The 25,736-nt window shown below is 37.9% G+C and carries 27 protein-coding genes and 1 tRNA gene; 21 read left to right on the top strand and 7 right to left on the bottom strand.

Annotated elements, in window-relative coordinates:
* Positions 1-371 precede the first annotated feature (371 nt).
* A complete protein-coding gene (locus Q0Q99_RS07595; protein ID WP_293893804.1) occupies positions 372-986 on the top strand; it encodes a T9SS type A sorting domain-containing protein in 615 nt (204 codons plus the stop codon).
* 545 nt (positions 987-1,531) lie between these two features.
* Positions 1,532-2,815, top strand: a complete 1,284-nt coding sequence (locus tag Q0Q99_RS07590) for a citrate synthase (protein ID WP_293893802.1) — start codon at positions 1,532-1,534, stop codon at positions 2,813-2,815.
* Between the two features lie 47 nt (positions 2,816-2,862).
* Here Q0Q99_RS07590 and Q0Q99_RS07585 read toward each other — a convergent pair whose 3' ends face one another.
* A complete protein-coding gene (locus Q0Q99_RS07585; RefSeq protein WP_293893799.1) occupies positions 2,863-3,963 on the bottom strand; it encodes a bifunctional methionine sulfoxide reductase B/A protein in 1,101 nt (366 codons plus the stop codon).
* Positions 3,964-4,124: 161 nt separating this feature from the next.
* Between Q0Q99_RS07585 and idi the strand changes: the two genes are divergently transcribed.
* The 10 genes from idi to Q0Q99_RS07535 all read left to right on the top strand — a co-directional run bounded on the left by idi (position 4,125) and on the right by Q0Q99_RS07535 (position 11,900).
* Positions 4,125-4,652 (top strand): isopentenyl-diphosphate Delta-isomerase, encoded by a 528-nt coding sequence (idi, locus tag Q0Q99_RS07580; RefSeq protein WP_293893796.1) that lies wholly within the window; start codon positions 4,125-4,127, stop codon positions 4,650-4,652.
* 31 nt (positions 4,653-4,683) lie between these two features.
* Positions 4,684-5,094 (top strand): 6-carboxytetrahydropterin synthase, encoded by a 411-nt coding sequence (locus tag Q0Q99_RS07575; RefSeq protein WP_293893793.1) that lies wholly within the window; start codon positions 4,684-4,686, stop codon positions 5,092-5,094.
* The gene (locus Q0Q99_RS07570) at positions 5,094-5,546 is read left to right on the top strand and encodes a peroxiredoxin (RefSeq protein WP_293893790.1); all 453 of its coding nucleotides are present in this window, start codon (positions 5,094-5,096) and stop codon (positions 5,544-5,546) included. The genes Q0Q99_RS07575 and Q0Q99_RS07570 overlap by 1 nt, the downstream gene beginning before the upstream one ends.
* 22 nt (positions 5,547-5,568) lie before the next feature.
* Positions 5,569-6,531, top strand: a complete 963-nt coding sequence (locus Q0Q99_RS07565) for a type I phosphomannose isomerase catalytic subunit (RefSeq protein ID WP_293893787.1) — start codon at positions 5,569-5,571, stop codon at positions 6,529-6,531.
* 54 nt (positions 6,532-6,585) lie between these two features.
* A complete protein-coding gene (locus tag Q0Q99_RS07560; protein ID WP_293893783.1) occupies positions 6,586-6,855 on the top strand; it encodes a hypothetical protein in 270 nt (89 codons plus the stop codon).
* A 64-nt stretch (positions 6,856-6,919) separates the two neighbouring features.
* Positions 6,920-6,996, top strand: a tRNA-Thr gene (locus Q0Q99_RS07555).
* 159 nt (positions 6,997-7,155) lie between these two features.
* Positions 7,156-7,635: a nucleoside deaminase gene (locus Q0Q99_RS07550; RefSeq protein ID WP_293893780.1), complete on the top strand. Its 480-nt coding sequence runs from the start codon at positions 7,156-7,158 to the stop codon at positions 7,633-7,635.
* Between the two features lie 15 nt (positions 7,636-7,650).
* Positions 7,651-9,084: an FAD binding domain-containing protein gene (locus Q0Q99_RS07545; protein WP_293893777.1), complete on the top strand. Its 1,434-nt coding sequence runs from the start codon at positions 7,651-7,653 to the stop codon at positions 9,082-9,084.
* Positions 9,081-11,330: a molybdopterin cofactor-binding domain-containing protein gene (locus Q0Q99_RS07540; protein ID WP_293893774.1), complete on the top strand. Its 2,250-nt coding sequence runs from the start codon at positions 9,081-9,083 to the stop codon at positions 11,328-11,330. The genes Q0Q99_RS07545 and Q0Q99_RS07540 overlap by 4 nt, the downstream gene beginning before the upstream one ends.
* Positions 11,331-11,336: 6 nt before the next feature.
* The gene (locus tag Q0Q99_RS07535) at positions 11,337-11,900 is read left to right on the top strand and encodes a DUF4256 domain-containing protein (protein ID WP_293893771.1); all 564 of its coding nucleotides are present in this window, start codon (positions 11,337-11,339) and stop codon (positions 11,898-11,900) included.
* Positions 11,901-11,921: 21 nt separating this feature from the next.
* On the opposite strand, the gene Q0Q99_RS07530 is transcribed toward Q0Q99_RS07535, so the two are convergent.
* The 6 genes from Q0Q99_RS07530 to allB form a co-directional block, all read right to left on the bottom strand.
* Positions 11,922-12,095, bottom strand: a complete 174-nt coding sequence (locus tag Q0Q99_RS07530; protein WP_293893768.1) for a hypothetical protein — start codon at positions 12,093-12,095, stop codon at positions 11,922-11,924.
* 357 nt (positions 12,096-12,452) lie between these two features.
* On the bottom strand, positions 12,453-13,880 hold the full coding sequence (locus Q0Q99_RS07525) for an aldolase/citrate lyase family protein (protein ID WP_293893765.1): 1,428 nt from the start codon (positions 13,878-13,880) through the stop codon (positions 12,453-12,455).
* On the bottom strand, positions 13,852-14,694 hold the full coding sequence (gene uraD, locus Q0Q99_RS07520) for a 2-oxo-4-hydroxy-4-carboxy-5-ureidoimidazoline decarboxylase (protein ID WP_293893762.1): 843 nt from the start codon (positions 14,692-14,694) through the stop codon (positions 13,852-13,854). The genes Q0Q99_RS07525 and uraD overlap by 29 nt, the downstream gene beginning before the upstream one ends.
* 100 nt (positions 14,695-14,794) lie before the next feature.
* Positions 14,795-16,213, bottom strand: coding sequence for a urate hydroxylase PuuD (locus tag Q0Q99_RS07515; RefSeq protein ID WP_293893759.1), 1,419 nt, complete (start codon positions 16,211-16,213; stop codon positions 14,795-14,797).
* 3 nt (positions 16,214-16,216) lie between these two features.
* On the bottom strand, positions 16,217-17,236 hold the full coding sequence (gene alc / locus Q0Q99_RS07510; protein WP_293893756.1) for an allantoicase: 1,020 nt from the start codon (positions 17,234-17,236) through the stop codon (positions 16,217-16,219).
* Positions 17,218-18,543, bottom strand: a complete 1,326-nt coding sequence (allB, locus tag Q0Q99_RS07505) for an allantoinase AllB (RefSeq protein WP_293893753.1) — start codon at positions 18,541-18,543, stop codon at positions 17,218-17,220. The genes alc and allB overlap by 19 nt, the downstream gene beginning before the upstream one ends.
* A gap of 175 nt (positions 18,544-18,718) precedes the next feature.
* Here allB and Q0Q99_RS07500 point away from each other — a divergent pair, with 175 nt between their 5' ends.
* Genes Q0Q99_RS07500 through moaA form a run of 9 tightly spaced genes read left to right on the top strand, consistent with a single transcriptional unit; the run spans position 18,719 to position 25,681 of the window.
* Positions 18,719-19,144 (top strand): response regulator, encoded by a 426-nt coding sequence (locus Q0Q99_RS07500; RefSeq protein WP_293893750.1) that lies wholly within the window; start codon positions 18,719-18,721, stop codon positions 19,142-19,144.
* A 47-nt stretch (positions 19,145-19,191) separates the two neighbouring features.
* Positions 19,192-20,100: an XdhC family protein gene (locus tag Q0Q99_RS07495; protein WP_293893747.1), complete on the top strand. Its 909-nt coding sequence runs from the start codon at positions 19,192-19,194 to the stop codon at positions 20,098-20,100.
* Positions 20,097-21,266: a molybdopterin molybdotransferase MoeA gene (locus tag Q0Q99_RS07490; RefSeq protein WP_293893744.1), complete on the top strand. Its 1,170-nt coding sequence runs from the start codon at positions 20,097-20,099 to the stop codon at positions 21,264-21,266. The genes Q0Q99_RS07495 and Q0Q99_RS07490 overlap by 4 nt, the downstream gene beginning before the upstream one ends.
* A gap of 45 nt (positions 21,267-21,311) precedes the next feature.
* On the top strand, positions 21,312-22,058 hold the full coding sequence (locus Q0Q99_RS07485) for a sulfite exporter TauE/SafE family protein (protein WP_293893741.1): 747 nt from the start codon (positions 21,312-21,314) through the stop codon (positions 22,056-22,058).
* Positions 22,058-22,300, top strand: coding sequence for a MoaD/ThiS family protein (locus tag Q0Q99_RS07480; protein ID WP_293893738.1), 243 nt, complete (start codon positions 22,058-22,060; stop codon positions 22,298-22,300). Before Q0Q99_RS07485 ends, Q0Q99_RS07480 begins: the two co-directional genes overlap by 1 nt.
* A gap of 9 nt (positions 22,301-22,309) precedes the next feature.
* Positions 22,310-23,338 carry a HesA/MoeB/ThiF family protein gene (locus Q0Q99_RS07475; protein ID WP_293893735.1) on the top strand — a complete coding sequence of 343 codons (1,029 nt, stop codon included), beginning with the start codon at positions 22,310-22,312 and terminating at the stop codon, positions 23,336-23,338.
* Positions 23,325-23,771 carry a molybdenum cofactor biosynthesis protein MoaE gene (locus Q0Q99_RS07470; protein WP_293893732.1) on the top strand — a complete coding sequence of 149 codons (447 nt, stop codon included), beginning with the start codon at positions 23,325-23,327 and terminating at the stop codon, positions 23,769-23,771. The genes Q0Q99_RS07475 and Q0Q99_RS07470 overlap by 14 nt, the downstream gene beginning before the upstream one ends.
* Before the next feature lies 1 nt (position 23,772).
* Positions 23,773-24,687 carry a bifunctional molybdenum cofactor biosynthesis protein MoaC/MoaB gene (gene moaCB / locus Q0Q99_RS07465; protein ID WP_293893729.1) on the top strand — a complete coding sequence of 305 codons (915 nt, stop codon included), beginning with the start codon at positions 23,773-23,775 and terminating at the stop codon, positions 24,685-24,687.
* Positions 24,677-25,681 (top strand): GTP 3',8-cyclase MoaA, encoded by a 1,005-nt coding sequence (moaA, locus tag Q0Q99_RS07460; RefSeq protein WP_367175007.1) that lies wholly within the window; start codon positions 24,677-24,679, stop codon positions 25,679-25,681. Before moaCB ends, moaA begins: the two co-directional genes overlap by 11 nt.
* The last annotated feature ends 55 nt before the right edge of the window (positions 25,682-25,736 follow it).

Genomic DNA, 25,736 nt, shown 5'->3' with positions numbered 1-25,736 from the left:
TTCTAAAACTCTAAAATAATTTTTTACTATATTTGACATAGATATTGGTTTGTTTGGCGACATCAAGATACTGAATTTCAGTATCTTGACTAATATCTAATCAATTTATTTTACTTCAAATAATTACACCCAACGGGTTAACTTATAATTATACTAATTTATTACCCTTTGAAAACAGAAGTTTTTATATCACCTTACATGCAAATGCACCAACAGATTCACCACCAGTTAACATAGGAGACAATCTGAATTTTACCGCAACGGTAAACCCAATAGCGGGAGACGAAAGTCCATCAGACAACACATTCCAATACAACCAAACCGTAGTTGGTGCTTATGATCCAAATGATGTTACGTGTATTGAAGGCAATATGGTTTCTCCATCAGAAATTGGGAACTATTTACACTATGTAATCAATTTTGAAAACACAGGAAATGCTGATGCAGAAAACATAGTAGTAAGAGATGTCATAGATACTACGCAATTTGATGTCAATTCATTGCAGGTGCTTAATAGTTCAGCGCAAGTGACGGCAAAACTTACAGGTAATGTAGCCGAGTTTATTTTTCCAAGTATTAATCTGCACTCCGGTGGGCATGGTAATATTTTGATAAAAATAAGATCTAAAAACACTTTGGTTCAGGGTAACACAGTAAGCAAAAGAGCCAATATTTACTTTGATTATAATGCGCCTGTTGATACCAATCAGGAAAACACAACCTTCCAGGCATTAAGCAATCCCTATTTTGAAGTTGATGCATCCATTTTGGTGTATCCAAATCCAACAAAAGGAAATGTCAATATAAATAGCAACCATACTATCCATTCTGTGCAGTTATTTGATGTCCAGGGACGATTGTTACAAACAAGTTTGGTAAACGAAAACCAAATAACGATTGATGTATCAAGCCAGTCCAACGGAATCTATTTCATCAAGGTACTATCAGATAAAGGAGCTTTGGTTCAGAAAATAGTAAAAGAGTAAAGTTACTTTAGTTTAAAATAAGTTCAAATTGTAAAAAGCCCACGTACACCAGCGTGGGTTTTATTAGTTTTAGGAGGGGTGACCAAGCAAACAGGAAGGGTTTCCCTTTTACTAGGAGGGGTTTTTTTACTTTTAGGAGGGGTGGCAAAGTAATTAGAAGGGGTTTTTCTTTTTCTAGGAAGGGTTTTTTACTTTTAGGAGGGGTGGCAAAGTTATTAGAAGGGGTTTTTCTTTTATTATGAAGGGTTTTTTACTTTTAGGAGGGGTGACGGAGCAATTAGAAGGGGTTTTTCTTTTTCAAGGAGGGGTTATTATGTTTAGATAGGGGTGAAGTATCATTTAAATGGGATTTTGCCTTATTCAAAAAGGGTTTTAACATAACCAATTGTGGTTTTAAAACAAACAGCTCCATTGACGCCTGTTTAAAACATATTTTTTATTAGATAATTAACGAAAACGCTACCATATTTCTTTTTTATTTCATTTCGAATTCCCTAAATTTGTTAAATTATTAATTTATCAGATTTAATTCCCATTTTTATACCATGTCCAAAACAGCAATATTAGAATTTGATGGCAATAAATACGAGCTTCCGGTAATTGTCGGAAGCGAAAATGAAGCAGCTATCGATATTGACAAACTACGTGCTTTAACAGGCGCAATAACGCTTGATCCGGGTTACAAAAATTCAGGTTCCTGCAAAAGTGAAATCACTTTCCTTGACGGCGAAGAAGGAATCCTTCGTTATCGCGGTTATGCTATAGAAGATTTAGCCGAAAAAGCAGATTTTCTCGAAGTTTCCTATCTGGTTATTTTCGGAGAATTACCAACTAAAAGTCAGTTGTCACAATTTGAAACTGACATCAGGAAGTACACATTGGTAAACGAGGAGATGAAAAACATCATTGACGGTTTTCCAAAAACGGCGCACCCAATGGGAGTTTTATCTGCCCTTACCAGCGCATTAACCGCGTTTAATCCAAAAGTGGTTAACGTAGAAAACGAAAAGGAAATGTATGAGGCTGCCTGTAAAACCATGGGTAAATTCCTTGTCATTGCAACTTGGACGTATAGAAAAATGATGGGCTATCCTTTAAACTATTATGATAACACCATAGGTTATGTTGAGAACTTTATGCAGCTAATGTTTAAATTACCAACCGGACCATATGCTTCAAATCCAGTAATAGTTGATGCTTTAGATAAATTATTTATACTTCATGCAGACCACGAACAAAACTGTTCTACTTCAACAGTAAGAATTGTAGGTTCATCTCACGCCGGATTATTTGCATCTATTTCTGCCGGAGTTTCAGCACTTTGGGGACCGCTTCATGGCGGAGCCAATCAGGCTGTTTTAGAGATGTTGGAAGCTATCCAAAAAGATGGTGGTGATTCGGCAAAGTATATGGCTAAAGCCAAAGACAAAGACGATCCTTTCCGTTTGATGGGATTTGGACACCGCGTTTATAAAAACTTCGACCCAAGAGCCAGAATCATTAAAAAAGCAGCGGATGAGGTTTTAAGAACACTTGGCGTTGATGATCCGATTTTAAGAATTGCAATGGAATTAGAGGAAGCAGCTTTGGTGGATGAATATTTTGTATCAAGAAAATTATATCCAAATGTAGATTTCTATTCAGGTATTATTTACCGTGCTTTAGGAATTCCGACCGATATGTTCACCGTAATGTTCGCAATAGGAAGATTGCCGGGCTGGATAGCACAATGGAAAGAAATGCGCATTAACAAAGAACCAATAGGAAGGCCACGACAAATATATACAGGACATCCTTTGAGGGATTTCAAAACAATGGATAAAAGATAAATCCATCAACAAAAAAACTCCTTGTAAGCACAAGGAGTTTTTTTTTATTATTTCTTTTTCAATCTATCTTTAAAGACCTTCTCAAATTTTTCAATCTTTGGTTGGATTACCATTTGGCAATAAGGCTGGTCTTTGTTATTCTCGTAATAATTCTGGTGATAATCCTTTGCCTTATAAAAAGCTTTAAACGGTTCTAAAGTGGTTACAATTTTGCCACCATATACTTTAGCAGTATTCAACTCGGCAATAATACTTTCAGCCGCTTTCTTTTGCTCTTCGTTTTTATAAAAAATAACCGAACGATATTGTGTACCGGTATCACCACCTTGGCGGTTCAAAGTTGTAGGATCATGAACAGTAAAAAATACGTGAAAGATTTCATCCAGATTCGTTTTGGTCTTGTCGTAGGTGATTTGAACCACTTCTGCAGCGCCGGTACTTCCGGTGCAAACTTCTTCATAACTCGGATTAGGAACACTTCCTCCGGCAAAACCGGAAACTACTTTTTCAACGCCTTGTAAATTTTCATACACAGCTTCCACACACCAGTAACATCCACCACCAAGTACAATAGTTTCTAAATTTCCTTTGGTTTCTGTCGTATCCGGAACGAAGTCTAATGAGATAGCATTCATACAATAACGTTTCCCTGTTGGCTCAGGACCATCATCAAATAAATGTCCCAAATGGCTGTTACATCTGCCGCAAAGGGCTTCGGTACGCATCATGCCAAAAGAGTTGTCATTTTTAAAGACAACGCTTTCCTTGTTTTCCTGTTCGAAGAAGCTAGGCCATCCACAACTGCTTGTAAACTTTTGGTTTGACCGGAAAAGCTTCAATCCGCACGTAGCACAATAATAAGTTCCCTTTGTTTCGGAATTCCACATTGTTCCGGTGAAAGCTCTTTCAGTATCAGCTTCTCGCGCAACAGCATATAAATCCGGAGATAAGACTTTCTTCCATTCGGCATCAGAGATATTTAATTTAGTAGTATCGGTATTAGAATAATAAGGGTTTTCAGGTTTTGAAATTACGTTTTCCATAGCAATGGGTTTTGAAGTTGTGTTTTGTTTGTTGGTTGATTGCCCACAAGCATTCAGGATGAATAGTGGTAACAAAAGTAAAAAGTTAAAAATGAATTTTCGCATAGCCTGTGTTTTTAAATCTATTACAAATTTACTCCTCATTTACGAGGTAAAATGTCTTATAGTTTACAAAGTGAAACGTTTTAAGGAAAGTTTAACGGTTGTTCAAAATCAATGATTATGAAGGTTTGTTTTTTTTCGTATTTTTGAATTTTATAAATGTTATGATTGAAGAGCAAGTAATCTTGGTTAACGAGCAAGACAAGCCTATTGGTTTAATGAATAAACTCGAAGCGCATGAAAAGGCAGCTTTACACCGCGCTTTTTCAGTTTTTGTGCTGAATGGCAACAACGAAATCATGTTGCAGCAAAGAGCACATCAAAAATACCATTCGCCTTTGCTTTGGACAAATACATGTTGTAGTCACCAACGCAATGGTGAAACAAATATTCAAGCAGGAACACGAAGGTTACATGAAGAAATGGGTTTCAAAACCGAACTCAAAGAACTGTTCCATTTTATCTATAAAGCACCATTTGATAACGGCTTGACCGAGCATGAACTAGACCATGTAATGATTGGAAATTATAATGGTGAACCAAAAATCAACAAAGAAGAAGTGGAAAGCTGGAAATGGATGAAGATTGAAGATGTGAAAACTGATATGATTAATAACCCGAATATATACACAGTTTGGTTTAAAATAATCTTTGACGAATTCTATCATTACCTCGAAGACCACAAATTATAACCGAAAACCGAAAACCGACAACTGATAACCCATGAAAGTAACCGTTTCCCGAAAAGCCCACTTCAACGCTGCTCATCGATTATACCGCAAAGATTGGTCGATGGAGAAAAACGATGCTGTTTTTGGCAAATGCAATAACCCTAATTTCCATGGACATAATTACGAATTAATCGTTTCCGTTACTGGTGAAATTGATTCCGAAACAGGCTATGTTATTGATACCAAAATTCTATCTGATTTAATCAAGAAACATATTGAAGATGCTTTTGATCACAAAAATCTAAACCTTGATGTTTCCGAATTCACAGACTTAAATCCAACTGCTGAAAACATAGCAGTGGTAATTTGGCAAAAACTTCGAAAATATATAGATGAAAGTAAAGATTTGGAAATTGTTTTATACGAAACACCAAGAAATTTTGTAACCTACAACGGAAAATAATGGCATTGCATCTAGGAGATAAAGTTCCACATTTCTCAGGCATTGATACCAATGGGAATTTGTTTGAGAGTAATGAAGTTATTGGAAAGAAACCAGTTGTAATTTATTTTTATCCAAAAGACAATACCCGAGTTTGTACCGAACAAGCTTGTTCTTTTCGTGATCAATATGAAGATTTTAAAGCTTTGGGAGCGGAAGTTATTGGTATTAGTGGTGATACTTTAAAGTCGCATGTGGCGTTTGCTAATGAGTTTAATTTACCATTTATTTTGCTTTCTGATTTTGACAAAAAAATACGAATGGCTTTTGGTGTTCCAAATGACTATTTCGGATTAATTCCAGGCAGAGCAACGTATGTTGCCGATAAAAACGGAATAATTCAATTGATTTTCGACAGTACTTCGGGCAAAATACATATCGATAAAGCGCTTGAAATCCTGAAAACAATGTAGTTTTGTTTAAAAATCCAGCTAAATGAAATTATATCCGTTACAATTTGAACCTATTTTCAAAGACAGGATTTGGGGAGGAACCAAGTTGAAAACTTTTCTCAACAAACCAATAACTTCTGATAGTACCGGGGAAAGCTGGGAAATATCGACGGTGAAAAATGATGTCAGCATAATTGCTAATGGTGCTTTTAAAGGAAAATCATTAAACGAATTGATAAATGAATTTCCCGAAGCGGTTTTGGGAATCAAGGTTTACGAACAATTCGGAAAACAATTTCCGTTGCTTTTCAAATACCTCGACGCCCGCGAAGATTTGTCCATTCAATTACATCCAAATGATGAATTGGCTAAAAAACGCCATAATTCCTTTGGTAAAACCGAAATGTGGTACGTTATGCAAGCTGATACTGATTCAAGATTGATTGTTGGATTCAAAGAAAAATCGTCTCCTGAAGAATACCTGAAACACATTCAAAACAAAACAATAGTTGCTATTTTAGATACCAAAAAAGTAAAGCAAGGCGATGTTTTTTTTCTGGCAACAGGAACCATTCACGCCATTGGAGCCGGAATTGTAGTTGCCGAAATTCAGCAAACATCTGATATAACCTATCGTATCTATGATTTCGACAGGGTAGATGCGAATGGAAATAAGCGTGAACTCCATGTTGATTTGTCATTGGAAGCTATTAATTACGAGACTTTGGAAGCCCAAAAGAATTATTCTAAAATTGAAAACATTTCCAACGAAGTGGTTAATTGCAAGTACTTTACAACGAATTTCATTCCGCTTGACGGACACGCTAAAATATACAAACACGGGGAATCCTTTACTGTTTATATGTGCGTAGATGGCGAATTCAGTTTAACAACGGACGGCGAAAACTACAGTTATAGAAAAGGAGATACCGTTTTAGTACCGGCAAGTTTGACTGATTTTCAGCTTATAGGGAAAGCATCAATCTTAGAAATTTATATTTCGTAGTTTGTTTTCTAAAGATTTAGTGTAATTTTGCACCAAATTTTAAAATTAAAGAAAATGCCAAGTGTTAGAAATTTAAAGAAAGATATTAACTTCGTATTGGGTGATATTATTGAAGCAGTTTACATTTATGAAATGACAACTTCAGGAAAGCCATCTGAAAAAACAAACGCTATCATTGATGAAGCTATCACGTCTTTTGACGGTTTGATTGAAAAAGTTAATGCAAAAAACGTAGAGAATAAAAAAGCGCATTTCAAGCAAATCAATTCAGATTTAGAACAAACTGCAAATCAATTGGTTGAAAAAATCAACGCTCTTTCATAGAAAAAAGTTAGAAAATGTTTTGGTGAATTAAATTTCACTTCTATATTTGCAGAACTATTACGCCGCCAGCGTAGCTCAGTTGGCTAGAGCAGCTGATTTGTAATCAGCAGGTCGTGGGTTCGAGTCCCTCCGCCGGCTCCAAAAGGAAAACGAAAGTTTTCCTTTTTTTATGGATTAAACTGAACTTTACGAGTATCACAATTTCAAGAAAACATTTTCCCAAACCATTTCAATTCGTATCTTTATTGGCTTCAAAAATTTTGAGGCACTCAAGTATATTTTAAATATTATTATAACAATATGTGTTCTAAAAAACAAACTGAATTTATGCAGGAAGCCATTCGCCTGTCGATTGAAAATGTAGTGTCTGGCAAAGGCGGGCCTTTTGGTGCCGTAATCGTAAAAGACGGAAAAATCATTGCCCATGGCGCCAATAGTGTAACTTCTACAAATGATCCAACTGCCCACGCTGAGGTGGTAGCTATTAGAAATGCGTGTGCGGCATTAGGAACATTTCAATTAGATGGATGTGAAATTTATACAAGCTGTGAACCTTGTCCGATGTGTCTTGGTGCCATTTATTGGGCAAGACCCGACAGAATGTACTTTGCCAATACCAAAAAAGATGCTGCCGATATCAATTTCGACGACCAGTTTATTTATGAAGAATTGGAATTGCCTTATCAAAACAGGAAGTTGGAAACCATCCAGATGATGAATGAAGAAGCTTTGGAAGCCTTTAGAAAATGGTCGGAAAACATCAACAAAATAGAGTATTAGATTCCAAAAAGCGGCATGATTCAATTTATATTAAATAACCAACTCATCAAAACCGACAAGCCGGCAAGTACAACATTGCTTGATTTTGTTCGTTATGACGAAAACCTGCGCGGGACAAAAATAGGTTGTCGAGAAGGCGATTGTGGTGCCTGTACAATTTTGATTGGAACAATTAAAGACGGAAAACTCGAATACATGAGTGCCACTTCTTGTCTGACGCCACTGCCAAACATTCAGGGGAAACATGTTGTTACCGTGGAAGGCCTGAACCTGCCAGACAAATTAAACCAGGCACAACAGGCAATGGTTGATTGCTCGGGAACGCAGTGTGGTTTCTGTACGCCGGGTTTTGTAAACTCAATGTGTGGCTTTGCCTTAACCTGTTCGGAACCAACATTGGAAAATGCAATCAGTGCCATCGATGGAAATATTTGTCGCTGCACAGGTTACAAAACTATTGAAAGAGCTTCGGCGCAATTAGCCACTAAATTAGTTTCAAAAGATCAAAACGATTCAATGGCATGGTTGGTTAATAATGAGTTTGTTCCCGATTATTTTTTAGATATTGAAGAAAGAATAAAAGCAATTCAAACACCGTTTGTCATTTCCGCGCATGCGGAAATCCAAAATATCAGTTCTAATAGCCAGATTCCAATAGGTGGCGGAACCGATTTATACGTTCAGAAACATGACGATTTGCATGAATATGATTTGGATTACCTGTTTGATAGAAGTGAATTAAATGGAATTACTTTTAATGGAAATAGGTGTATTCTAAAATCGTCAGCAACCGTTACTGATTTGATGGAGAATGCCAGATTATTGGAAACTATTCCAAATTGGTACAAGCATTTAAAATTACTTTCGTCAACACCAATCCGAAACATAGCAACCATAGCCGGAAATATTGCCAATGGTTCGCCTATTGGGGATTTCACCATTATACTTCTGGCAATGAAAGCACAATTGACCTTGAACAATAGGGCAAATGTCAGTCGAAAAGTAATGCTGAAAGATTTCTATTTAGGCTATAAACAACTCGATAAAAAAGCAGATGAGATCATCACCGAAATCGCTTTTGATCTTCCTGTAAACGAAACGCAATTCAATTTCGAAAAAGTTTGTAAACGACAATATTTAGATATCGCAAGTGTGAACTCGGCAATCTCTATTTCAACAAATGGAAATAACATCACCGAAGCACATGCTTCAATGGGTGGAGTAGGGCCTATTCCGAAATATTTGACGAAGACCGGAGAGTTTCTTCTAAATAAATCAATCACTGTCCCAGTGATAAAAGAAGCAGAGCAAATCCTGCAAACAGAATTATCGCCAATCAGCGACGCACGCGGAACGGAAGCCTATAAAAGATTATTGGGACGCCAATTGTTCTTCGCGCATTTCATCACACTTTTCCCTGAAATCATTAAAATGGAAGACCTGATATGATTAATATAGACGCACATAATCACGTTAAAGGAAAATCTATTTATCTCGATGATATTCAGGAACTGCAGGGAACTTTGTATGCACTTCCTTTTGATTCGACTGTGGCTCATGCCAAAATAAAAAGTGTTGATTATAAAGCTGCCTTGAACAGTCACGGAATTGTTTCAATCATTACTGCAAAAGATATTCCGGGTGAAAACCAAATTGGCGGAATCATTCCCGACGAACCCTTATTGGCTGAAGGCGAAGTTCACTTTCGTGGACAGGTCATCGCCATAATTGTTGGAACATCCGAACATCATTGCCGTCAGGCAGCAAAATTGATTACCGTTGATTACGAAGAATTACCCGTAATTGTTGATCCAAGAGTAGCGCAGGCACAAGGCAAACTGATAATGCCTCCGCGACAATTCACATTAGGAGACACAGCATCAGCCTGGGCACAATGCGATCACGTTTTTGAAGGCAGAAGCGATGTCAACGGACAGGAGCATTTATACATAGAAACACAAGGTGCGTACGCTCGTCCAAAAGAAGACGGAAGCATCGTAATATCATCATCTACACAAGGTCCGACTGCTGTTCAGCGAATGGTGGCAAGAGTTCTTGGAATCCCAATGCACAAAGTTGAAATAGATACCGTTCGTTTGGGTGGTGGCTTTGGAGGAAAAGAGGATCAGGCTACACCATGGGCGGTAATGGTCGCCTTGGCAACGCAGCTTTTACACAAACCCGTAAAAATGGCAATGCACCGCATGGACGACATGCGCATGACCGGAAAGAGACATCCTTATTCAGCCGATTTCAAAATAGGACTAAACAAAGAATATAAAATCATTGCCTACGAAGTAACCCATTATCAAAATGCGGGAGCAGCAGCCGATTTGTCGCCTGCGGTGATGGAGCGAACTTTGTTTCATTCTACCAATGCGTATTTTGTTCCGAATGTTATTGCCAAAGCGTACAGCTGTAAAACCAACTTACCTCCAAACACCGCTTTCCGTGGTTTTGGCGGACCGCAGGGAAAGTTTGCCATTGAAGCTGCTATTGTAAAAGCTGCCGAATCATTAGATGTAAATCCTTCCGTAATCCAAAAAGCAAATCTTGTTGTTGATGGCGATGAGTTGTCTTACGGACAAATATTGCAACAAGTGGAAGCGAGGAATACATGGGAAACTTGTATGAAAAGCTACGACTACGATACTCAAAAAGCAAGGGTAGCTGAATTTAATAAAACCAATACACGTTTCAAAAAAGGATTGGCAATTCAACCAATATGTTTTGGGATTTCGTTTACCAATACGATGATGAACCAAGCACGTGCTATGGTACATATTTACCATGACGGAAGCGTTGTCGTTAGTACCGGCGCGGTAGAAATGGGGCAGGGCGTCAATACCAAAATGCTTCAGATAGTGACACAGACTTTCGGAATCAAGGCTTCTCGCGTTCGTATCGAATCGACGAATACTTTGCGTATTGCGAATACTTCACCTACAGCTGCCAGTGCGGGAGCCGACCTTAACGGGAAAGCTTTGGAGATGGCGTGCAATGCTTTGTTGGGAAGACTAGTAATGGTTGCACAGAAGGAACTGAACACGGATAAAATCCAGCTTAATGATGAATTCGTTTTTGCCAATGAGAAGGCTACTGAGATCAGCTGGACCGACTTGGTGATGAAAGCATTTGTACTGAGAGTTGCGTTAAGTGAGCATTCCCATTATGCCACGCCAATCATTAATTACGATAAGAGCAAGGAAAAAGGGCATCCGTTTGCATACCATGTATACGGAACCGCCATTCTTGAAGTGACGGTTGATTGCCTGAAAGGAACTTACGATTTTGACAGCGTGAACATTGTCCACGACTTCGGAAAAAGTATGAATACCGATATTGACAATGGTCAGATAGAAGGTGGATTGGTGCAGGGAATTGGCTGGATGACGTTAGAAGAAATCGTTTATAACGATCAGGGAAGATTGCTTTCCAATGCGCTATCAACCTATAAGGTTCCCGATATTTATTCGGTGCCGAAGCAAATCAACATACAACATCTGGAATCAGAAGGCCACGACCTGGCAATAAAGAAATCAAAAGCAGTAGGCGAGCCACCGTTGATGTATGGAATAGGTGCTTACTTTGCCATCCGTAACGCAGTAAAAGCATTCAATCCTGATGCAGATTTGGCTGTTAATGCGCCTTATACTCCTGAGAAAGTTTTAATGGATTTGTATAAAAAATCATAATTGGCTATGGCAAATAAAAAGCAATTGTCAACAGAACAATCTTCAGCACTGATTGAAGTATTGCAAGAACGCTTTGAGAAAAATAAAAAACGTCATGCGAATATTGATTGGTCAAAAGTTGAAACAAAGTTAAATTCAAATCCAGAAAAGCTCTGGTCGCTCAACGAAATGGAGGAAACCGGTGGTGAACCAGATGTTGTTGGCTATGATGCAAAGACAAACGAATATATTTTCTACGATTGTTCGGATGAAAGCCCTAAAGAGCGAAGAAGTCTGTGCTATGACCAGCGGGCATTGGATTCAAGGAAGGAACACAAACCAAAAGCCAGCGCTATGAATGCGGCGGCCGAAATGGGAGTGGAGCTTCTAAACGAAGAACAATACCGGTACTTACAGCAATTAGGAAACTTCGATTTAAAGACTTCAAGTTGGGTAAAAACCCCAGAAGCCATTAGAAAATTAGGGGGATCGCTGTTTTGTGACCGACGTTATGATACGGTTTTTCTATACCACAACGGAGCTGAATCGTATTATGCTGCCAGAGGATTTCGTGCAGTGTTGGCGGTTTGATTGACTTGTAGAAGGATCTTTTTAGATTCCTTTTACAGTAGTTCCTAATGCCAAAACAATGAACCCGACAAGTAATAGCGTGTACTCATATTGTTTTAATACCTGAACATCGGCATAGTGTCCAATAATGCCAAGTATACCACAAATCAATCCTATAATCCAAGTAATTTTCTTTGGTGCTGAAGGGTTATTCATAATGATGGGTCCGGGTTTTAGTTTGTTGCGGATAACCAAATATAACCTATAGATTTGAATAAAGCAGCAATTTAGGATAATAGTTACATAATTCTCGTTTTTTTGTAACTCGGTAGCACAAAAATATAAATCATGCTAAAGAGAAATAAAGACATCCGTAATTCCGAACCATCCGCATCATTCTTTCAATTGACCCGCATAAACCGTTCAGTTTATCAGCATAAACCGTTCGATTTATCCGCATAAAATGATTAGTTTATCCGCATTAAATTTAGCCCTTGTATTTATTGGTGTTCCGAAGGGTAAAACATAAAAAAACCGCATTAGTTAAATGCGGTTTCTTTTATATGAAGCAAATTATTTTGCTGCCCTATTCTCCAAAATCTTCTTAAAAGAACGTCCACGAATTTCATCTAAAGTCAATCCAGTAGCTAAAACTTCTTCTTCGGTAATGGCTCCGCTGTTTAAAGCACGAAGGAAATAATTTAATAATCCCTGTCCGGTTGCGGCATCATCAAATACATCACCAATCAATGTGGCCCTCGCTGCTTTTTCCACAAAGGTTTTCAAACGGTCAACGGCATCGTCATAGCTTTCCAGAAAGAAGGCATACACCGCCGCATAACGCATTGGGAACTGTGCCGGATTTAAATCCCAGCCTTGATAATATCCATTCCATAACGAATGACGGATGTGGTCGTATCCTTTTTTCCACGCTCTGTGAACCACTTCCATATTTTCTTTTTCTTGTTGCGTAGTTAATTCACCTCGGTGCGGACCGATAGGCATCGTATTCGTAGCGCCATCGCTCAGCCAAATTCCGGTGTGTGCCAAAGCTACTTTAGTAACGTGATGTGCAAAATCGCAAACAGGATGATCCATTTCCTGGTATTTTGCCGTGATGCTGCAACTGGCTGTATAATCATAAGTCCCAAAATGCATCGCGATACATCTTCCTTGCGCCGCTTTTATGAATCGGTACAACGGGTTTGTTCCGTGAATGTCCATGATAGCCTGTGTAGTTTCAACCATCATTTCCATTTTCAACGTTCCGTTTGCCAAACCTAATTCTTCTTCTAAAATGGTAAAGAAATTAGCAAGCGTTTCAGGTTGTTCGGGAATAGTAACTTTTGGCAACATAACCACAAAATTATCAGGCAATTTTCCGCCAGTTTCCTTTACTAAAGTAGAAACAAAAATGTCTAATGTACGCAAACCTCTTTCTTTCATTTCTTCGGTAAATGGCTTGATTCGGATACCAATAAATGGTGACAGCGTTTTGGCGACCATTCCTTTGGCAACTTCTTTTGCTGTAGATTCAGCCGTTGCATCTTCCTCTTCATTGCTTCGGTTTCCGTAACCATCTTCAAAATCAATACGGAAATCTTCAATCGCCTCCGTTTTTAATTTCGCCACGACCTTATCATAAATGCGTTTACTGAAATCGGTCCCGCCCGTAAGACCAAATGCCTTTCCAAAAACTTCATGATTAGGTGCATACGTTTCCAATATTTCCAAAGCACGATGTCCCAATAGGATTGGTGCATCCGATTTAAAAAGGTTTGCTCCGCCATACAAGGTATGCACAGGCTGGCGCTCGCTTCGGTCACCAGGATAAATATCGTTGAAAGTCGAATTGGCTTTGCTTAAACTGTTGAACAATTGTTCTTTTTTATTTGATGGTATAGTCATAATAATTACTTCTAGTCTATTCTCTATATTCTTTTCTCTTGCTTCTTGCTTCTTTTCTCTCACCTTAACTTCCTCTGTAAGTACTATATCCAAACGGATTAACCAACAAAGGCACATGATAATGTGTTTCGTCAAAAGTGCTGAAAATGATTTCCACTTTTGGGTAAAAGGTTTTGGTATTCGAATAATAATTTCCGGTATCGAAAATCATTTTATATGTATCAGGTTTAAGGTTTCGCTCTTGCGGAAGTAAATCAGGAATTCTACCGTCACTATTGGTAATGCCTTGCGCTATGGTTTGCCAGATGTTATTCCTGAAAGCTTGTAATCGGATGGAGATGTTCTTTCCGGGAATCCCGGTTGAGGTGTCTAAAACGTGGGTTGTGATTTGACTTACTTTAAGGAAACTGAAATCGCCGTCCGGCAGCATCTTTTTAAAGCGGATTATAGATATTTTCTGCTGTTCACCCATTGCAATATGCAGTTCTTCTTCGGCAGTGTTCTGCAGACGGTCATTTAGTATGGCTAACATTTCTGTTGCTGATTTTCCGGTAGCACAAACAATAAAGATAAAACCGTTTTTGTTTTCATAATCAGAATTGGCTTTCGCCAATGCTTCAATTGTTTCCGATGTTGCAACTGCAACCCCTGCTTGTTCCTTTCCGGCAAACTTTTCGGTGAGGCTTTTCACATCGCCAATTTTCGGATGGTGCGTAAACGATTCTCTCCAATCCGCTTCACTACATTCGTCATACCAAACTTTGGAAGACAAATCAACCAACTGCTTTTCGGAAGCAAAAGGGAAGTGCTTCATCATTGAAGATGACCATTTTTCGGAACCGCAACAGGCGAAAAGTTCTTTCTTCGCAGTTTCTTCGGGTAGCGTATTAAATGCTAATAAATTCATATTTATTTCTTTGAAATGTAAATTTAGTCTAAAATTTTTACCGCAAATTCGCAAATTATTGTCTTTATAAACTCAATTAATTTTTGAATTCGCGGTCTTGTTATTTCAAACTCGCGCCTTGCTCAATCCAGCATCGAATCATGTTTCGTTCTTCTTCGGTAATGTTGGTTTTATTATTTTGGGGCATCGTTTTGGTAACAACCACGCGCTGCATAATCAAATCTCTTTTATTGTAAATCTCTTGTGGTGTATCATATTTCACGCCATTTGGAGCGGTTTTATAAACATCGTCAGTTGGCGAAGAAGAGTGGCATTGGACACAACGTTTCTGAACAATCGCCTGAACTTCGGTAATGCTTACTTCTTTTTTACACTCATACGGATTCGGGCTTGGCGCCGAAATAAAGCAGGCTGCCAGAAGAATCACAACCGAAACCGGGAGAATCCATACGTTGAGGTTCTTTTGTTCTTTTAGGTTGAGATAGTGTTTTACACCGGCCGCACCCAAAGAAATGATTGCCAGGATCAACCACGGATATTCATACCCAAAGGTAGACGGAAAGTGGTTACTTACCATCACAAATAATACAGGAAGTGTAAAATAGTTGTTGTGTAACGAACGCGCCAATGCTTTTTTACCTAAACTTGGATCTAACGGAATTCCCAATTTGGCACAACGCACCATTTCCTTTTGTCCGGGAATAATCACAAAGAACACATTGGCAACCATAAGGCTTCCAATCATCGCTCCGAAATGAATATAAGCCGCACGAGCACTAAATACGTGGCAGTAAAAGAAGGCAAACGTTATCAGGAAAACAAATCCAATCAAGGCAAAAGCTGTTTGGTTTTTGATTAGCGAAGATTTACACATTCTATCATAAATAATCCAAGCCACTACAAATGAACTAACTCCAATCAGTATTCCTTCTGTAGCAGTAATATCCAACACATTCTTATCTATTAAAAAAGCTGAAGCATTGAAATAATACACCACAAACAACAAGCAAAAACCCGAGAGCCAGGTAAAGTAAGCTTCATATTTAAACCAATGCAGGTGTTTCGGAATTGTCTTTGGCGCAACTTTATATTTCTCTAAATAATAAAATCCGCCACCGTGAACTGCCCAAAGGTTACCTGCCAATTCATCGCGGACATCTTCAGTTCTATTCAACGCATTTTCCAAAAAAACAAAATAAAACGAAGCGCCAATCCAGGCAATTCCGAAAGTAATGTGCATTAGTCGAATGACAATATTCAGCCATTCCATCATATGTGCTTCCAATGGCGTGCCTTGTACAAGAATGTAAGTATTAATCAGTATTCCGACAATGACCATCAGCATTCCGGCATAAATATAATTCATGCTGGTGTTACGGATGTCTTCATCGGCTTCAGGATTTTTTTGGGATTTCCCTTTTAAGAAGTTGGGCATTTTGTACGACATATAACCCAGCGTAATCAATACGCTGAAATACACCACATACAAAACAATTATGACAAAGGTAGTTATTGACACTAGTTAACTGATTTTACCAAACAATCGCAAACGGCTGATGCCACCATCAGGAAAAATGTTCAGCCTGACGTGCGTTATTACGCTATTAGGATTTATTTCTTTTACAAATTCGTGTTCGTTGTCGGCGCTTAATTTTTGTTGTGGTAATAAAACCTGCCAATCACCGCCATCGATAACATAATCGTCATTATCGCTTACGCAGAATTCAATCGAGCAACTATCAGGATAATTTCCTTTGAAGTGACAAGTGTCCACCACGATTCTATCAACGGTTCCTTTATGCGCTAGTTTCAAAATAACCCAATCACTATTGTTTGGAGTTCGGTTACGTTTAGTTTCCCAACCGTCGCCCATGTTAGCACCACGATTTGGCATAATCAAATTACTCATCGCACTAAAGAACATATCGTTGCAGGCAATCGCTTGTCCGCCGTTAATCGCCGCGGCTAAATCGATAGTGTCATTTGTTGAAACAGCATCCCAATTCTTAAACACTTTGCCATATACTCTGAAACGAGCAACGCCGCCATCAGGATAAATATGTAAACGCAAGTGTGTAAAGATTTCATTGCTTTTGCATTCGTAAAAGTTTTGAGAACCGGCATCCAAATGTGATTTCGGTAGGATTTCTTTCCATGCAACCGAATCCCAATCAGAGACTTTATAATCATCAGGAAGATTCACAGCTTCAACAGAAGCATGTGGCGGATGATTTCCTAAAAAGAAATTAGTGTCAATATCAAAACCGCTAATTTTTCCTGAAACACCCAATTGGATTACAGCCCAATCATGTCCCGGAGTTCTCTTTCTGCGGCTTTCCCAGCCGTCCATCCATTTTCCTCTGTCAGTATATTTATCGGTAATAAAAATGCCTCTTGTTGGTAGAATTAAATTTTCTTTTTCGGCGAAAAAATCATCGGTTGCATATAAAACTTTTCCGACTAATCTTTCGGCAGCTAAATCGGTGAGTGTTGTAAACGCTGGTGATTCTTTTATAATTTCAGTTACTTTTGCAAAAGCCATTGTCCTTTATTTTTGTTTTGTATTGATTTATTGTGATAAACGGTCGCGCCATTTACTATTGTTTCCAGCACCTTCCCGTTTAAGTTTTGCGCAATATATGGACTTATTTTATATCTGAAAAAAATGTCCTCAGGTTTTACTATAACGTTTTCATCAGGATTCCAGATTACGAAATCGGCATCGTTGCCCTTTTTGATTTCACCTTTCTTATTGGCTTTGATAAAACGTGCTGGTTTTGAAGTCACTAACGGAATAAATTGTTCCAATGACATCGTTTCCTTAAGCGCTGTCCATGAAGCAGTTAATAAGAATTGAACACCTGCAATTCCGCCCCACGCTTTCTTCATATTACCACTTTCCATTTCTTTGATATTGGGTGGAGCAGGCGAGTGGTCGGTTGTAATAAAATCCAAAACACCCGAAACAAAAGCCTGTTTTAATTGCTCATTATTTGCTTTTTCGCGAATTGGTGGTGCACATTTATAAATGCAATTTCCATCGGGAATATCTTCGGCATTGAAGAAAATATATTGTGTACAGGTTTCGGCAGTAATTGGCAATCCTTCTTTTTTGGCAAGTTCTATTTTGGATAACGCTTCAGCAGAGGCAACATGAACGATATGAACCGGGCAATTGTGCTTGCGGCACATCCTAATCATTAAGTCGACGGCGTCGTTTTCCCATTTCTTTGGACGGCTCGCCAGATAATGCTGGTAGCTTGTTGGATTGTTGTCAAAATCACAATCCACTTCTTCATCATATAATTCGCAGTGTGCCAATAACGGAATCTGGTGTTTGGCAATAATTGGCATTGCTTCATCTAAATCCTTTTCGGTCACATTCGGAAATTCATCAATTCCGGAATGCGTAAGGAAACATTTTACACCTACAACTCCGGCTCGAATTAGCGAATCTAAGTGTTTAGCATTTCCGGGAATCAGTCCGGCATAAAAACCTACATTGACATTCATTTTCCCTTTTGACGCATCCAGTTTTTGATTAAACGCATCCAAAGTTGTTGTTACCGGACTTGCATTCAAAGGCATATCGATAATGGTCGTGCTTCCACCAGCAGCTGCGGCCTGAGTGGCGGTTTCAAACCCTTCCCATTCCGTTCTTCCGGGTTCGTTTATATGAACATGAACATCGATTACACCAGGCATAATGATAGCATTACCAAAATCGTTGGCGTCATTTAATTTTTCAAAATCAATGGCTGTAATAGTTCCGTTGTTATGACTTATGGTTGCGGGTTGTAATTTATTTTCGACCCAAACGCGATTGCTGTATATTTTTCTTCCGTGCACTGTAAATTATTTTTAATTTGCCGGTAAGGCAAACATACAAACTTAAGGATAAAAAGTTAATTTTTTAATCGTAACGCTCAGACTATTTTTGGGACAATACAAAATGAATTCCCGAAAATCAAAATGTAGAATATTAAATTCGTAATATTGACATTGAAATTCAATAAAAAAAGAGATGAATAAAAATGGGCCAATAATAGTGATTGAAGACGATAAGGATGACCAGGAGTTGATGTTAGAAGCATTCCAGGAATTAGGATATAAAAATGAAATTCGCTTTTTTGGTGACGGCGAATTGGCATTGGACCATTTAGTAAACAATGATGTAGAGCCTTTTATTGTATTTTCTGATATCAATATGCCCAAATTAAACGGAATGGAACTTAGGGAAAAAATCCACAACAATGAGGATTTAAGGTTAAAGAGCATTCCCTATTTATTTTTTTCTACAACAGCCGAGCAGCAGTTTATAATTGATGCCTATTCAAAATCGGTTCAGGGTTTCTTTGTCAAGCCAACAAAATATTCCGATTTAAGAGATACGTTAAAAACGATAATTGAATATTGGAAAACATGTGTTTCTCCAAATTATGTTAAATAATATTCCATAACTTCGTTTTTCATATCACCAGTTTCATAAACGAAACAATGATTTTAGATTTTTACAAAAAACTTTCCCAAGTCCTCCAGTCGGAAAATCGGTTGGTATTGATGATTGTAATTGCCAATGAAGGCAGCAGTCCGGGACGAAAAGGCTTTAAAATGGCTGTTGCCAAAAATGAAATGTTTGGCACGATTGGCGGAGGAATCATGGAACATAAGCTGGTGGAATATGCGCAATCGCTTTTGGACAAACCACCTCATAAACCCTTTGTAAAACACCAAATCCACGACAAATCAGCACCCAAAGACCAATCGGGAATGATATGCTCCGGTCGGCAGACGGTTGCTTTCTATGATGTCACTTCGGATTTTCATCCGCTCGTTGAGCAAATTCTAAACGAAGATAATTTTCAAATTTTTTATAATAATCTTGGCATAAATGTTCCTTCTGAAAATCCGGAATGGTCATTTACCGAAAGCAGTTCATTACCTCAAAAAGTCTATATCATTGGAGGCGGACATGTAGGTTTGGCGTTAAGCGAAGTGCTTTCGCGGATGGATTTTGAGATTCATATTCTCGATCATCGCGAAAACCTAAACACTATGATGCAGAACAATTTTGCACATTCACGGCAAACAATTGACTTTGAGGAAATCGACAATTATATCCCGGAAGGAAATGACGTTTACGTAGTCATTATGTCCTTTGGTTACCGAACCGACGATGTTATCATCCGGCAATTAATAAACAAGAATTTCAAGTATGTTGGAATGTTGGGAAGCAAAGAGAAAATTGCAACCTTATTTTCAAAAATGGTAGAAGATGGTTTTGATAAAGATAATATAGCCAGAGTATATGCGCCAATCGGCATTGATATAAAAAGCGAAACGACTCAGGAAATTGCCATTAGCGTGGCCGCGCAGTTAATCAGGGTTAAAAACCAAAACAGATGATTTCTACTTCCGAAGCTTTTTCGATACTTGAAAACCTGAATTATTCCAAACGAATAATTGAACTTCCCTTGTTTGAAGCCCGAAACCATGTGTTGGCAGAAACTGTATATTCACCAATCTATATGCCGCCGTTTCGACAAGCCACGATGGATGGTTTTGCAATTTCGCTCCACGATTCATTGCATTATGAAATAGTCGGCGAAGTGAAAGCTGGTGATTTTTTCGATACAGAATTAAAATTTGGTCAAGCCGTAAAAATATTCACCGGTGCTGCAGTTCCCGATTCGGCGCAGGCCGTAATTCAAATCGAAAAAGTGACAATTACTAGTTCGGAATTGCAGTTGGAAGAATCCATAAAACCGGAAACCAATGTCCGTCAGCTTGGCGCACAGATAATGAAAGGCGATGTTGCGTTGGAGAAAGGAACATTTCTAAACCCTGCCGCAATTGGATTTTTAACGGGATTGGGATTTACCAAAGTCAAAGCATTTCAAAAACCAAGTGTTGGAATTGTAGTAACAGGAAATGAACTTGTTTCTGCCGGAGAAAATTTATCAGGAGGAAAAGTATACGAAAGCAACGCAATAATGCTGCAAACGGCTTTATTTAATGCAAATTTCAATGCTGTTTCGCTTTACAAAGTAAACGACAATTTAGAGAACACAAAAAACACACTGGAAAAAGCTATTGGCGAGAATGATGTTATCTTGGTTTCGGGCGGAATTTCGGTTGGCAACTATGATTTTGTAGGCAAGGCGTTGGAAAGTTTAAAAGTAGAAACGCTGTTTTATAAAGTCAATCAAAAACCAGGAAAGCCTTTATTAGTTGGTAAGCAAAACGATAAAATCATTTTTGCATTACCCGGAAATCCAGCAGCGAGCCTGACTTGTTTTTATGTCTATGTGCTGCCAACGTTACAACGACGTTCGGGAATGGATTGTAAATACGGCTCGCAACTGAACAGGAATCTGACTCATGATTTTATTGTTGATAATCCACGTTCCCAGTTTCTGAAAGCTTCAATTACTGATGATGAGGTTATGATACTCTCGCATCAGGATTCGGGAATGCTGAATTCCTTTGCACTTGCAAATGCCCTGGTTTATGTTGCGGATGGAAAGTACCAATTATTAAAAGGTGATAAAGTTTCGGTTTATCCAATCTAAAATCATAATTGTCTTTATATTTACAGTTCGTTAATTTTTAGAAATATGCTCTCAGGCGAACTCGTTCAATCTCCGTTATTACTCATTTTATTACTGCTTGTAGCGTTTTTGTATGCCAGTGTCGGACACGGCGGCGCCAGCGGTTATCTCGCTTTGATGAGTTTGTTTGCGTTTCCGGTTACGTTTATGAAACCGACAGCTTTAGTGCTGAATATACTAGTTTCAGGGATTTCGTTTTTCTTTTATTATCGTGAGAAAAAATTTGAATGGAAATTGTTTTACCCGTTTGCGATAACTTCCATTCCGTTCTCTTTCTTAGGTGGAATCATTACAATAGAAACACATATTTATAAAATAATCCTAGCCACGGTTCTTTTGTTTGCAGTAGGGAGATTAATTGGTTTATTCGGAAAACAAAAAGGCGAATTGAAACCTGTAAACATTCCATTGGCATTATTCATTGGTGCGCTAATTGGATTTTTATCAGGATTGATTGGCATTGGCGGTGGAATCATTTTAAGTCCGGTGCTGTTGCTTTTAAGTTGGGCAGATATCAAAAAAAGCGCCGCTGTTTCTGCTTTGTTTATCTTTGTAAATTCCATTTCAGGGCTTTTCGGATTTGTATCCAAAGGAGGAACGCTTCCAATTTCGTCAGTATCATTGATAGCCGTGGTTTTGGTTGGTGGAATTCTAGGCGCTTACTTAGGAAGTAAAAAAATGAATACGCTCGTATTGCGAAATGTTCTGGCTGTAGTATTGCTAATTGCCATCTTTAAATTGTACACAATCTAATGGAAGTAACCCTAAAATATTTCGGAATTATAGCAGATATTGCCCAAAAAAAGGAAGAACCTATTTTTATCGGGCAAGATTCAAATACCGTAAAAAAATTACAATCATTTATAGAAGTAAAATACCCTAAAATACTGGTTATTAATTATTCAATAGCTGTAAATGAAAAATTCCTACAAAATGATGTTGAACTAAAAAACAACGATATAATTGCTTTTTTACCACCGTTTGCCGGAGGATGAAATAAAAAAATGAAACGATACGAAAGACAAATAGTATTGGCTGAAATCGGGATTTCGGGCCAACAAAAACTAGCCGAAGCCAAGGTGTTGATAATTGGCGTTGGAGGTTTGGGTTGCCCCGTTTTGCAGAATTTGGTTGGCGCCGGGGTTGGAATTATCGGAATTGTGGATGGTGATTTTGTGGATGAAACCAATCTACACCGCCAATTTTTATACACGTTGAATGATTGTGGACGAAAAAAAGTCGAAGTTGCTGCTGAAATTGTTTCGAGACAAAATCCAAAAGTCGCAATAAATCAATATTCGGAGTATTTTACAAAGCAAAATTGTTCTGATATTATTTCTGATTACAAAATCATTGTGGATTGCTCGGACAATATTGCTACGCGTTATCTGATAAATGACATCGCTGTTGCTAAAGAAATTCCAATGGTGTATGCTTCAATCCATAAATTTGAAGGACAGCTCTCGGTTTTCAATTATAAAAACGGACCAACATATCGGTGTTTGTTTCCGGAAAATGAACGATTAGAAGCCATTCCAAATTGTAATAATTCGGGAGTTTTGGGAGTTTTTCCAAATATCTTAGGAGCAATGCAGGCGAATGAAGTACTGAAAATTATTTTGGAAATCGGTGCTGTTTTAAGCGGTGAATTAATTTTGTATAATAGTTTATATAATGATTTTCAAACTATTAAAATTCAGAAGAGTACAAATTATATTAATCAATTTATAATTGCAGATAAAAGCATTTTTGAGGGTGGTTTTTTTGCAACTGAAAATTCCCTTATAATTGACATACGGGAAGAATATGAAGAGCCAAAACTGGATTTGGAAAATATCAAAAACGTACCTTTGTCGGAATTGGATAATTTCCTAAATGATATCGACAAAAATCAGAAAATTATTTTGCTTTGCCAACATGGAAACAGAAGTGAGTTAGCAGTTGACTATCTTATAAAAAAAGGGTTTGCGAATGCTTTTCATTTACAAAAAGGAATAGAATCTTTAGCAAAAATCAGTAATGACAACAGATAAACCCAAAAAAACAGCATTCATTCAGGGTGCCATTGCTGCCCATTTCATTGGAGATTCCATTGCGAAACACCAAACCAAGATAACAATTGGCGCGCACAACATTTTTCTCGGGCAGGTTCGTGGGGATGAAATTGATGGCAAAACTGTTGTTGCTATTGAGTATTCGGCTTATGAAGAAATGGCAGAAAAGAGTATTTACGAGATTAGAGAAGCGGCTTTCGCCAAATATGACTTAACTTGTTTACATATTTACCACAGCTTAGGCATCGTAAAAACAGGTGAAATTTGTTTGTTTGTCTTTGTTTCTGCGCCAAGACGGAAAGTGGTTTTTTCCGCCATAGAATTTTTGGTTGAAGAAATAAAACAGAAAGTTCCGGTATTTGGCAAGGAAATCTTTGATGACGAAACTTATTCCTGGAAAAAAAATACTTAATATGGTCGACATCACACATAAAATAACAACTTTAAGAACTGCTGTGGCACAAGCCATTGTAAAGGTTGGTTCGGCTGAAACTATTCAGGCAATTTTGGACAAAAAAGTACCAAAAGGCGATGTGTTGGAAGTTTCCAGAACGGCTGGGTTATTTGCTGTAAAAAACACGTCATGCGTGATTCCCGACTGCCACCAAATACCGATTGAATATACCGGAATTCAATTTGAATGTTTGACTGACAGTATCAAAATTGAAGTAACAGTAAAAACCATTTACAAAACTGGCGTTGAGGTTGAAGCTATGCATGGCGCATTAATTGTAGCTTTGACAATGTACGACATGCTGAAACCAATTGATAAAAACGTAGAAATTTCAACGATAAAATTACTTCAGAAAAAAGGTGGAAAGTCAGATTACAATCTCAAGCATAATCCAAGCTTAAATGTTGCCGTTTTAGTTTGTTCCGATACTGTTTCCTCCGGAAAAAAGAAAGACAGCGCCGGAAAAATCATTATTGAAAAGCTGGAAAAATTGGGGCTGACTATTTCTAACTACAATATTATTCCAGATGAAATAAAGGAAATCCAAAACAGTGTAAATCAGCTTTGTAATAAGAAAACCGATTTAGTTATTCTGGCTGGTGGAACGGGTTTGTCTAAAAGAGATATAACTCCGGAAGCAATTATTCCCTTGATTGACAGAAGAATTCCGGGAATCGAAGAAGCCATTCGTTCCTACGGACAAGAGCGAACGCCATTTGCCATGTTGTCAAGAAGTATTGTCGGGTTTAAAGGCGATACGTTGTTAATGGCTTTACCCGGTTCAACCAATGGTGCAGCAGAATCGATTGATGCGGTTTTTCCATCCATATTGCATTTATTTCAATTATTGAATGGATTTGATCATGGAAAATAACGGACTGTTACAAGATAAATTCGGTCGCAAACATGACTATTTGCGTATTTCAATCACAGAACATTGTAATTTGAGATGCACCTATTGCATGCCTGAAGACGGAATTTCGCTTACGCCAAAACCACAACTCATGACAGCTGATGAAATTGTTTCCATTGCGCAAACCTTTGTTAGTCTTGGTGTAACCAAAATTAGATTGACTGGTGGCGAGCCATTGGTTCGGAAAGATGCAAATGATATTATCTTGCGATTGGGAAAATTAGGTGTGAATTTAACCATTACAACTAACGGAATTTTGATTGCTAATTTTATTGAGACGTTTAAAGAAGCCGGAATCAAAACCGTAAATATCAGCATTGACAGTTTGGTAAAAGACAAGTTTAACAAAATTACCAGACGGGAATATTTTGACATTGTCCAAAAAAATATTGATTTATTATTACAAGAAAAACTTAATATTAAACTTAATGTAGTTTTAATTAAATCATTTAATAACAATGAAATACTGGATTTTATTGAAATTACAAAAAGCAAAAATATCCAGGTTCGTTTTATTGAGTTTATGCCGTTCAGTGGTAACCAATGGGACAAATCAAAATTAGTTTCCTTTGCTGAAATTATGGAAACAGTTCAATCAAAATATTTCATTTCTGAAATCGAACGCTTGAAAGATGCTCCGAATGATACCGCTAAAAACTTTAAAATTAATTCCCATATGGGAAGCTTTGCTATTATCAGTTCGGTTACCAATCCCTTTTGCAGCACATGCAGCCGTATTCGGTTAACGGCTGACGGTAAACTAAAGAACTGCCTGTTTTCCAATTCTGAAACACCATTGTTGGAAACGTTGCGTGCCGGCGAATCTATTATTCCATTAATTGAACAAAACCTGCTTTCTAAAAAAGCAGTACGTGCGGGCATGGACGACGATTTAAAATTCCAAAATCCGGAGCTGTTCTCTCAAAACCGAAGTATGATTGCTATTGGTGGGTAAATTAATTTCCGATAACTAATTACTTTATTATTCAATAAAAACGGTTGATGAACTC

Origin of the sequence: Flavobacterium sp., assembly GCF_025352425.1 — a bacterium.
Taxonomy (GTDB): domain Bacteria; phylum Bacteroidota; class Bacteroidia; order Flavobacteriales; family Flavobacteriaceae; genus Flavobacterium.
This window is presented reverse-complemented; position numbering and strand designations above follow the sequence as displayed.

Excerpts from the sequence above, each read along its gene's own strand:
- Q0Q99_RS07595 (WP_293893804.1), top strand. The coding sequence starts at position 372 with ATGGTTTCTCCATCAGAAATTGGGAACTATTTACACTATGTAATCAAT.
- Q0Q99_RS07590 (WP_293893802.1), top strand. The coding sequence starts at position 1,532 with ATGTCCAAAACAGCAATATTAGAATTTGATGGCAATAAATACGAGCTT.
- Q0Q99_RS07585 (WP_293893799.1), bottom strand. The coding sequence starts at position 3,963 with ATGCGAAAATTCATTTTTAACTTTTTACTTTTGTTACCACTATTCATC.
- idi (WP_293893796.1), top strand. The coding sequence starts at position 4,125 with ATGATTGAAGAGCAAGTAATCTTGGTTAACGAGCAAGACAAGCCTATT.
- Q0Q99_RS07575 (WP_293893793.1), top strand. The coding sequence starts at position 4,684 with ATGAAAGTAACCGTTTCCCGAAAAGCCCACTTCAACGCTGCTCATCGA.
- Q0Q99_RS07570 (WP_293893790.1), top strand. The coding sequence starts at position 5,094 with ATGGCATTGCATCTAGGAGATAAAGTTCCACATTTCTCAGGCATTGAT.
- Q0Q99_RS07565 (WP_293893787.1), top strand. The coding sequence starts at position 5,569 with ATGAAATTATATCCGTTACAATTTGAACCTATTTTCAAAGACAGGATT.
- Q0Q99_RS07560 (WP_293893783.1), top strand. The coding sequence starts at position 6,586 with ATGCCAAGTGTTAGAAATTTAAAGAAAGATATTAACTTCGTATTGGGT.
- Q0Q99_RS07550 (WP_293893780.1), top strand. The coding sequence starts at position 7,156 with ATGTGTTCTAAAAAACAAACTGAATTTATGCAGGAAGCCATTCGCCTG.
- Q0Q99_RS07545 (WP_293893777.1), top strand. The coding sequence starts at position 7,651 with ATGATTCAATTTATATTAAATAACCAACTCATCAAAACCGACAAGCCG.
- Q0Q99_RS07540 (WP_293893774.1), top strand. The coding sequence starts at position 9,081 with ATGATTAATATAGACGCACATAATCACGTTAAAGGAAAATCTATTTAT.
- Q0Q99_RS07535 (WP_293893771.1), top strand. The coding sequence starts at position 11,337 with ATGGCAAATAAAAAGCAATTGTCAACAGAACAATCTTCAGCACTGATT.
- Q0Q99_RS07530 (WP_293893768.1), bottom strand. The coding sequence starts at position 12,095 with ATGAATAACCCTTCAGCACCAAAGAAAATTACTTGGATTATAGGATTG.
- uraD (WP_293893762.1), bottom strand. The coding sequence starts at position 14,694 with ATGAATTTATTAGCATTTAATACGCTACCCGAAGAAACTGCGAAGAAA.
- alc (WP_293893756.1), bottom strand. The coding sequence starts at position 17,236 with ATGGCTTTTGCAAAAGTAACTGAAATTATAAAAGAATCACCAGCGTTT.
- Q0Q99_RS07500 (WP_293893750.1), top strand. The coding sequence starts at position 18,719 with ATGAATAAAAATGGGCCAATAATAGTGATTGAAGACGATAAGGATGAC.
- Q0Q99_RS07495 (WP_293893747.1), top strand. The coding sequence starts at position 19,192 with ATGATTTTAGATTTTTACAAAAAACTTTCCCAAGTCCTCCAGTCGGAA.
- Q0Q99_RS07490 (WP_293893744.1), top strand. The coding sequence starts at position 20,097 with ATGATTTCTACTTCCGAAGCTTTTTCGATACTTGAAAACCTGAATTAT.
- Q0Q99_RS07485 (WP_293893741.1), top strand. The coding sequence starts at position 21,312 with ATGCTCTCAGGCGAACTCGTTCAATCTCCGTTATTACTCATTTTATTA.
- Q0Q99_RS07480 (WP_293893738.1), top strand. The coding sequence starts at position 22,058 with ATGGAAGTAACCCTAAAATATTTCGGAATTATAGCAGATATTGCCCAA.
- Q0Q99_RS07475 (WP_293893735.1), top strand. The coding sequence starts at position 22,310 with ATGAAACGATACGAAAGACAAATAGTATTGGCTGAAATCGGGATTTCG.
- Q0Q99_RS07470 (WP_293893732.1), top strand. The coding sequence starts at position 23,325 with ATGACAACAGATAAACCCAAAAAAACAGCATTCATTCAGGGTGCCATT.
- moaCB (WP_293893729.1), top strand. The coding sequence starts at position 23,773 with ATGGTCGACATCACACATAAAATAACAACTTTAAGAACTGCTGTGGCA.
- moaA (WP_367175007.1), top strand. The coding sequence starts at position 24,677 with ATGGAAAATAACGGACTGTTACAAGATAAATTCGGTCGCAAACATGAC.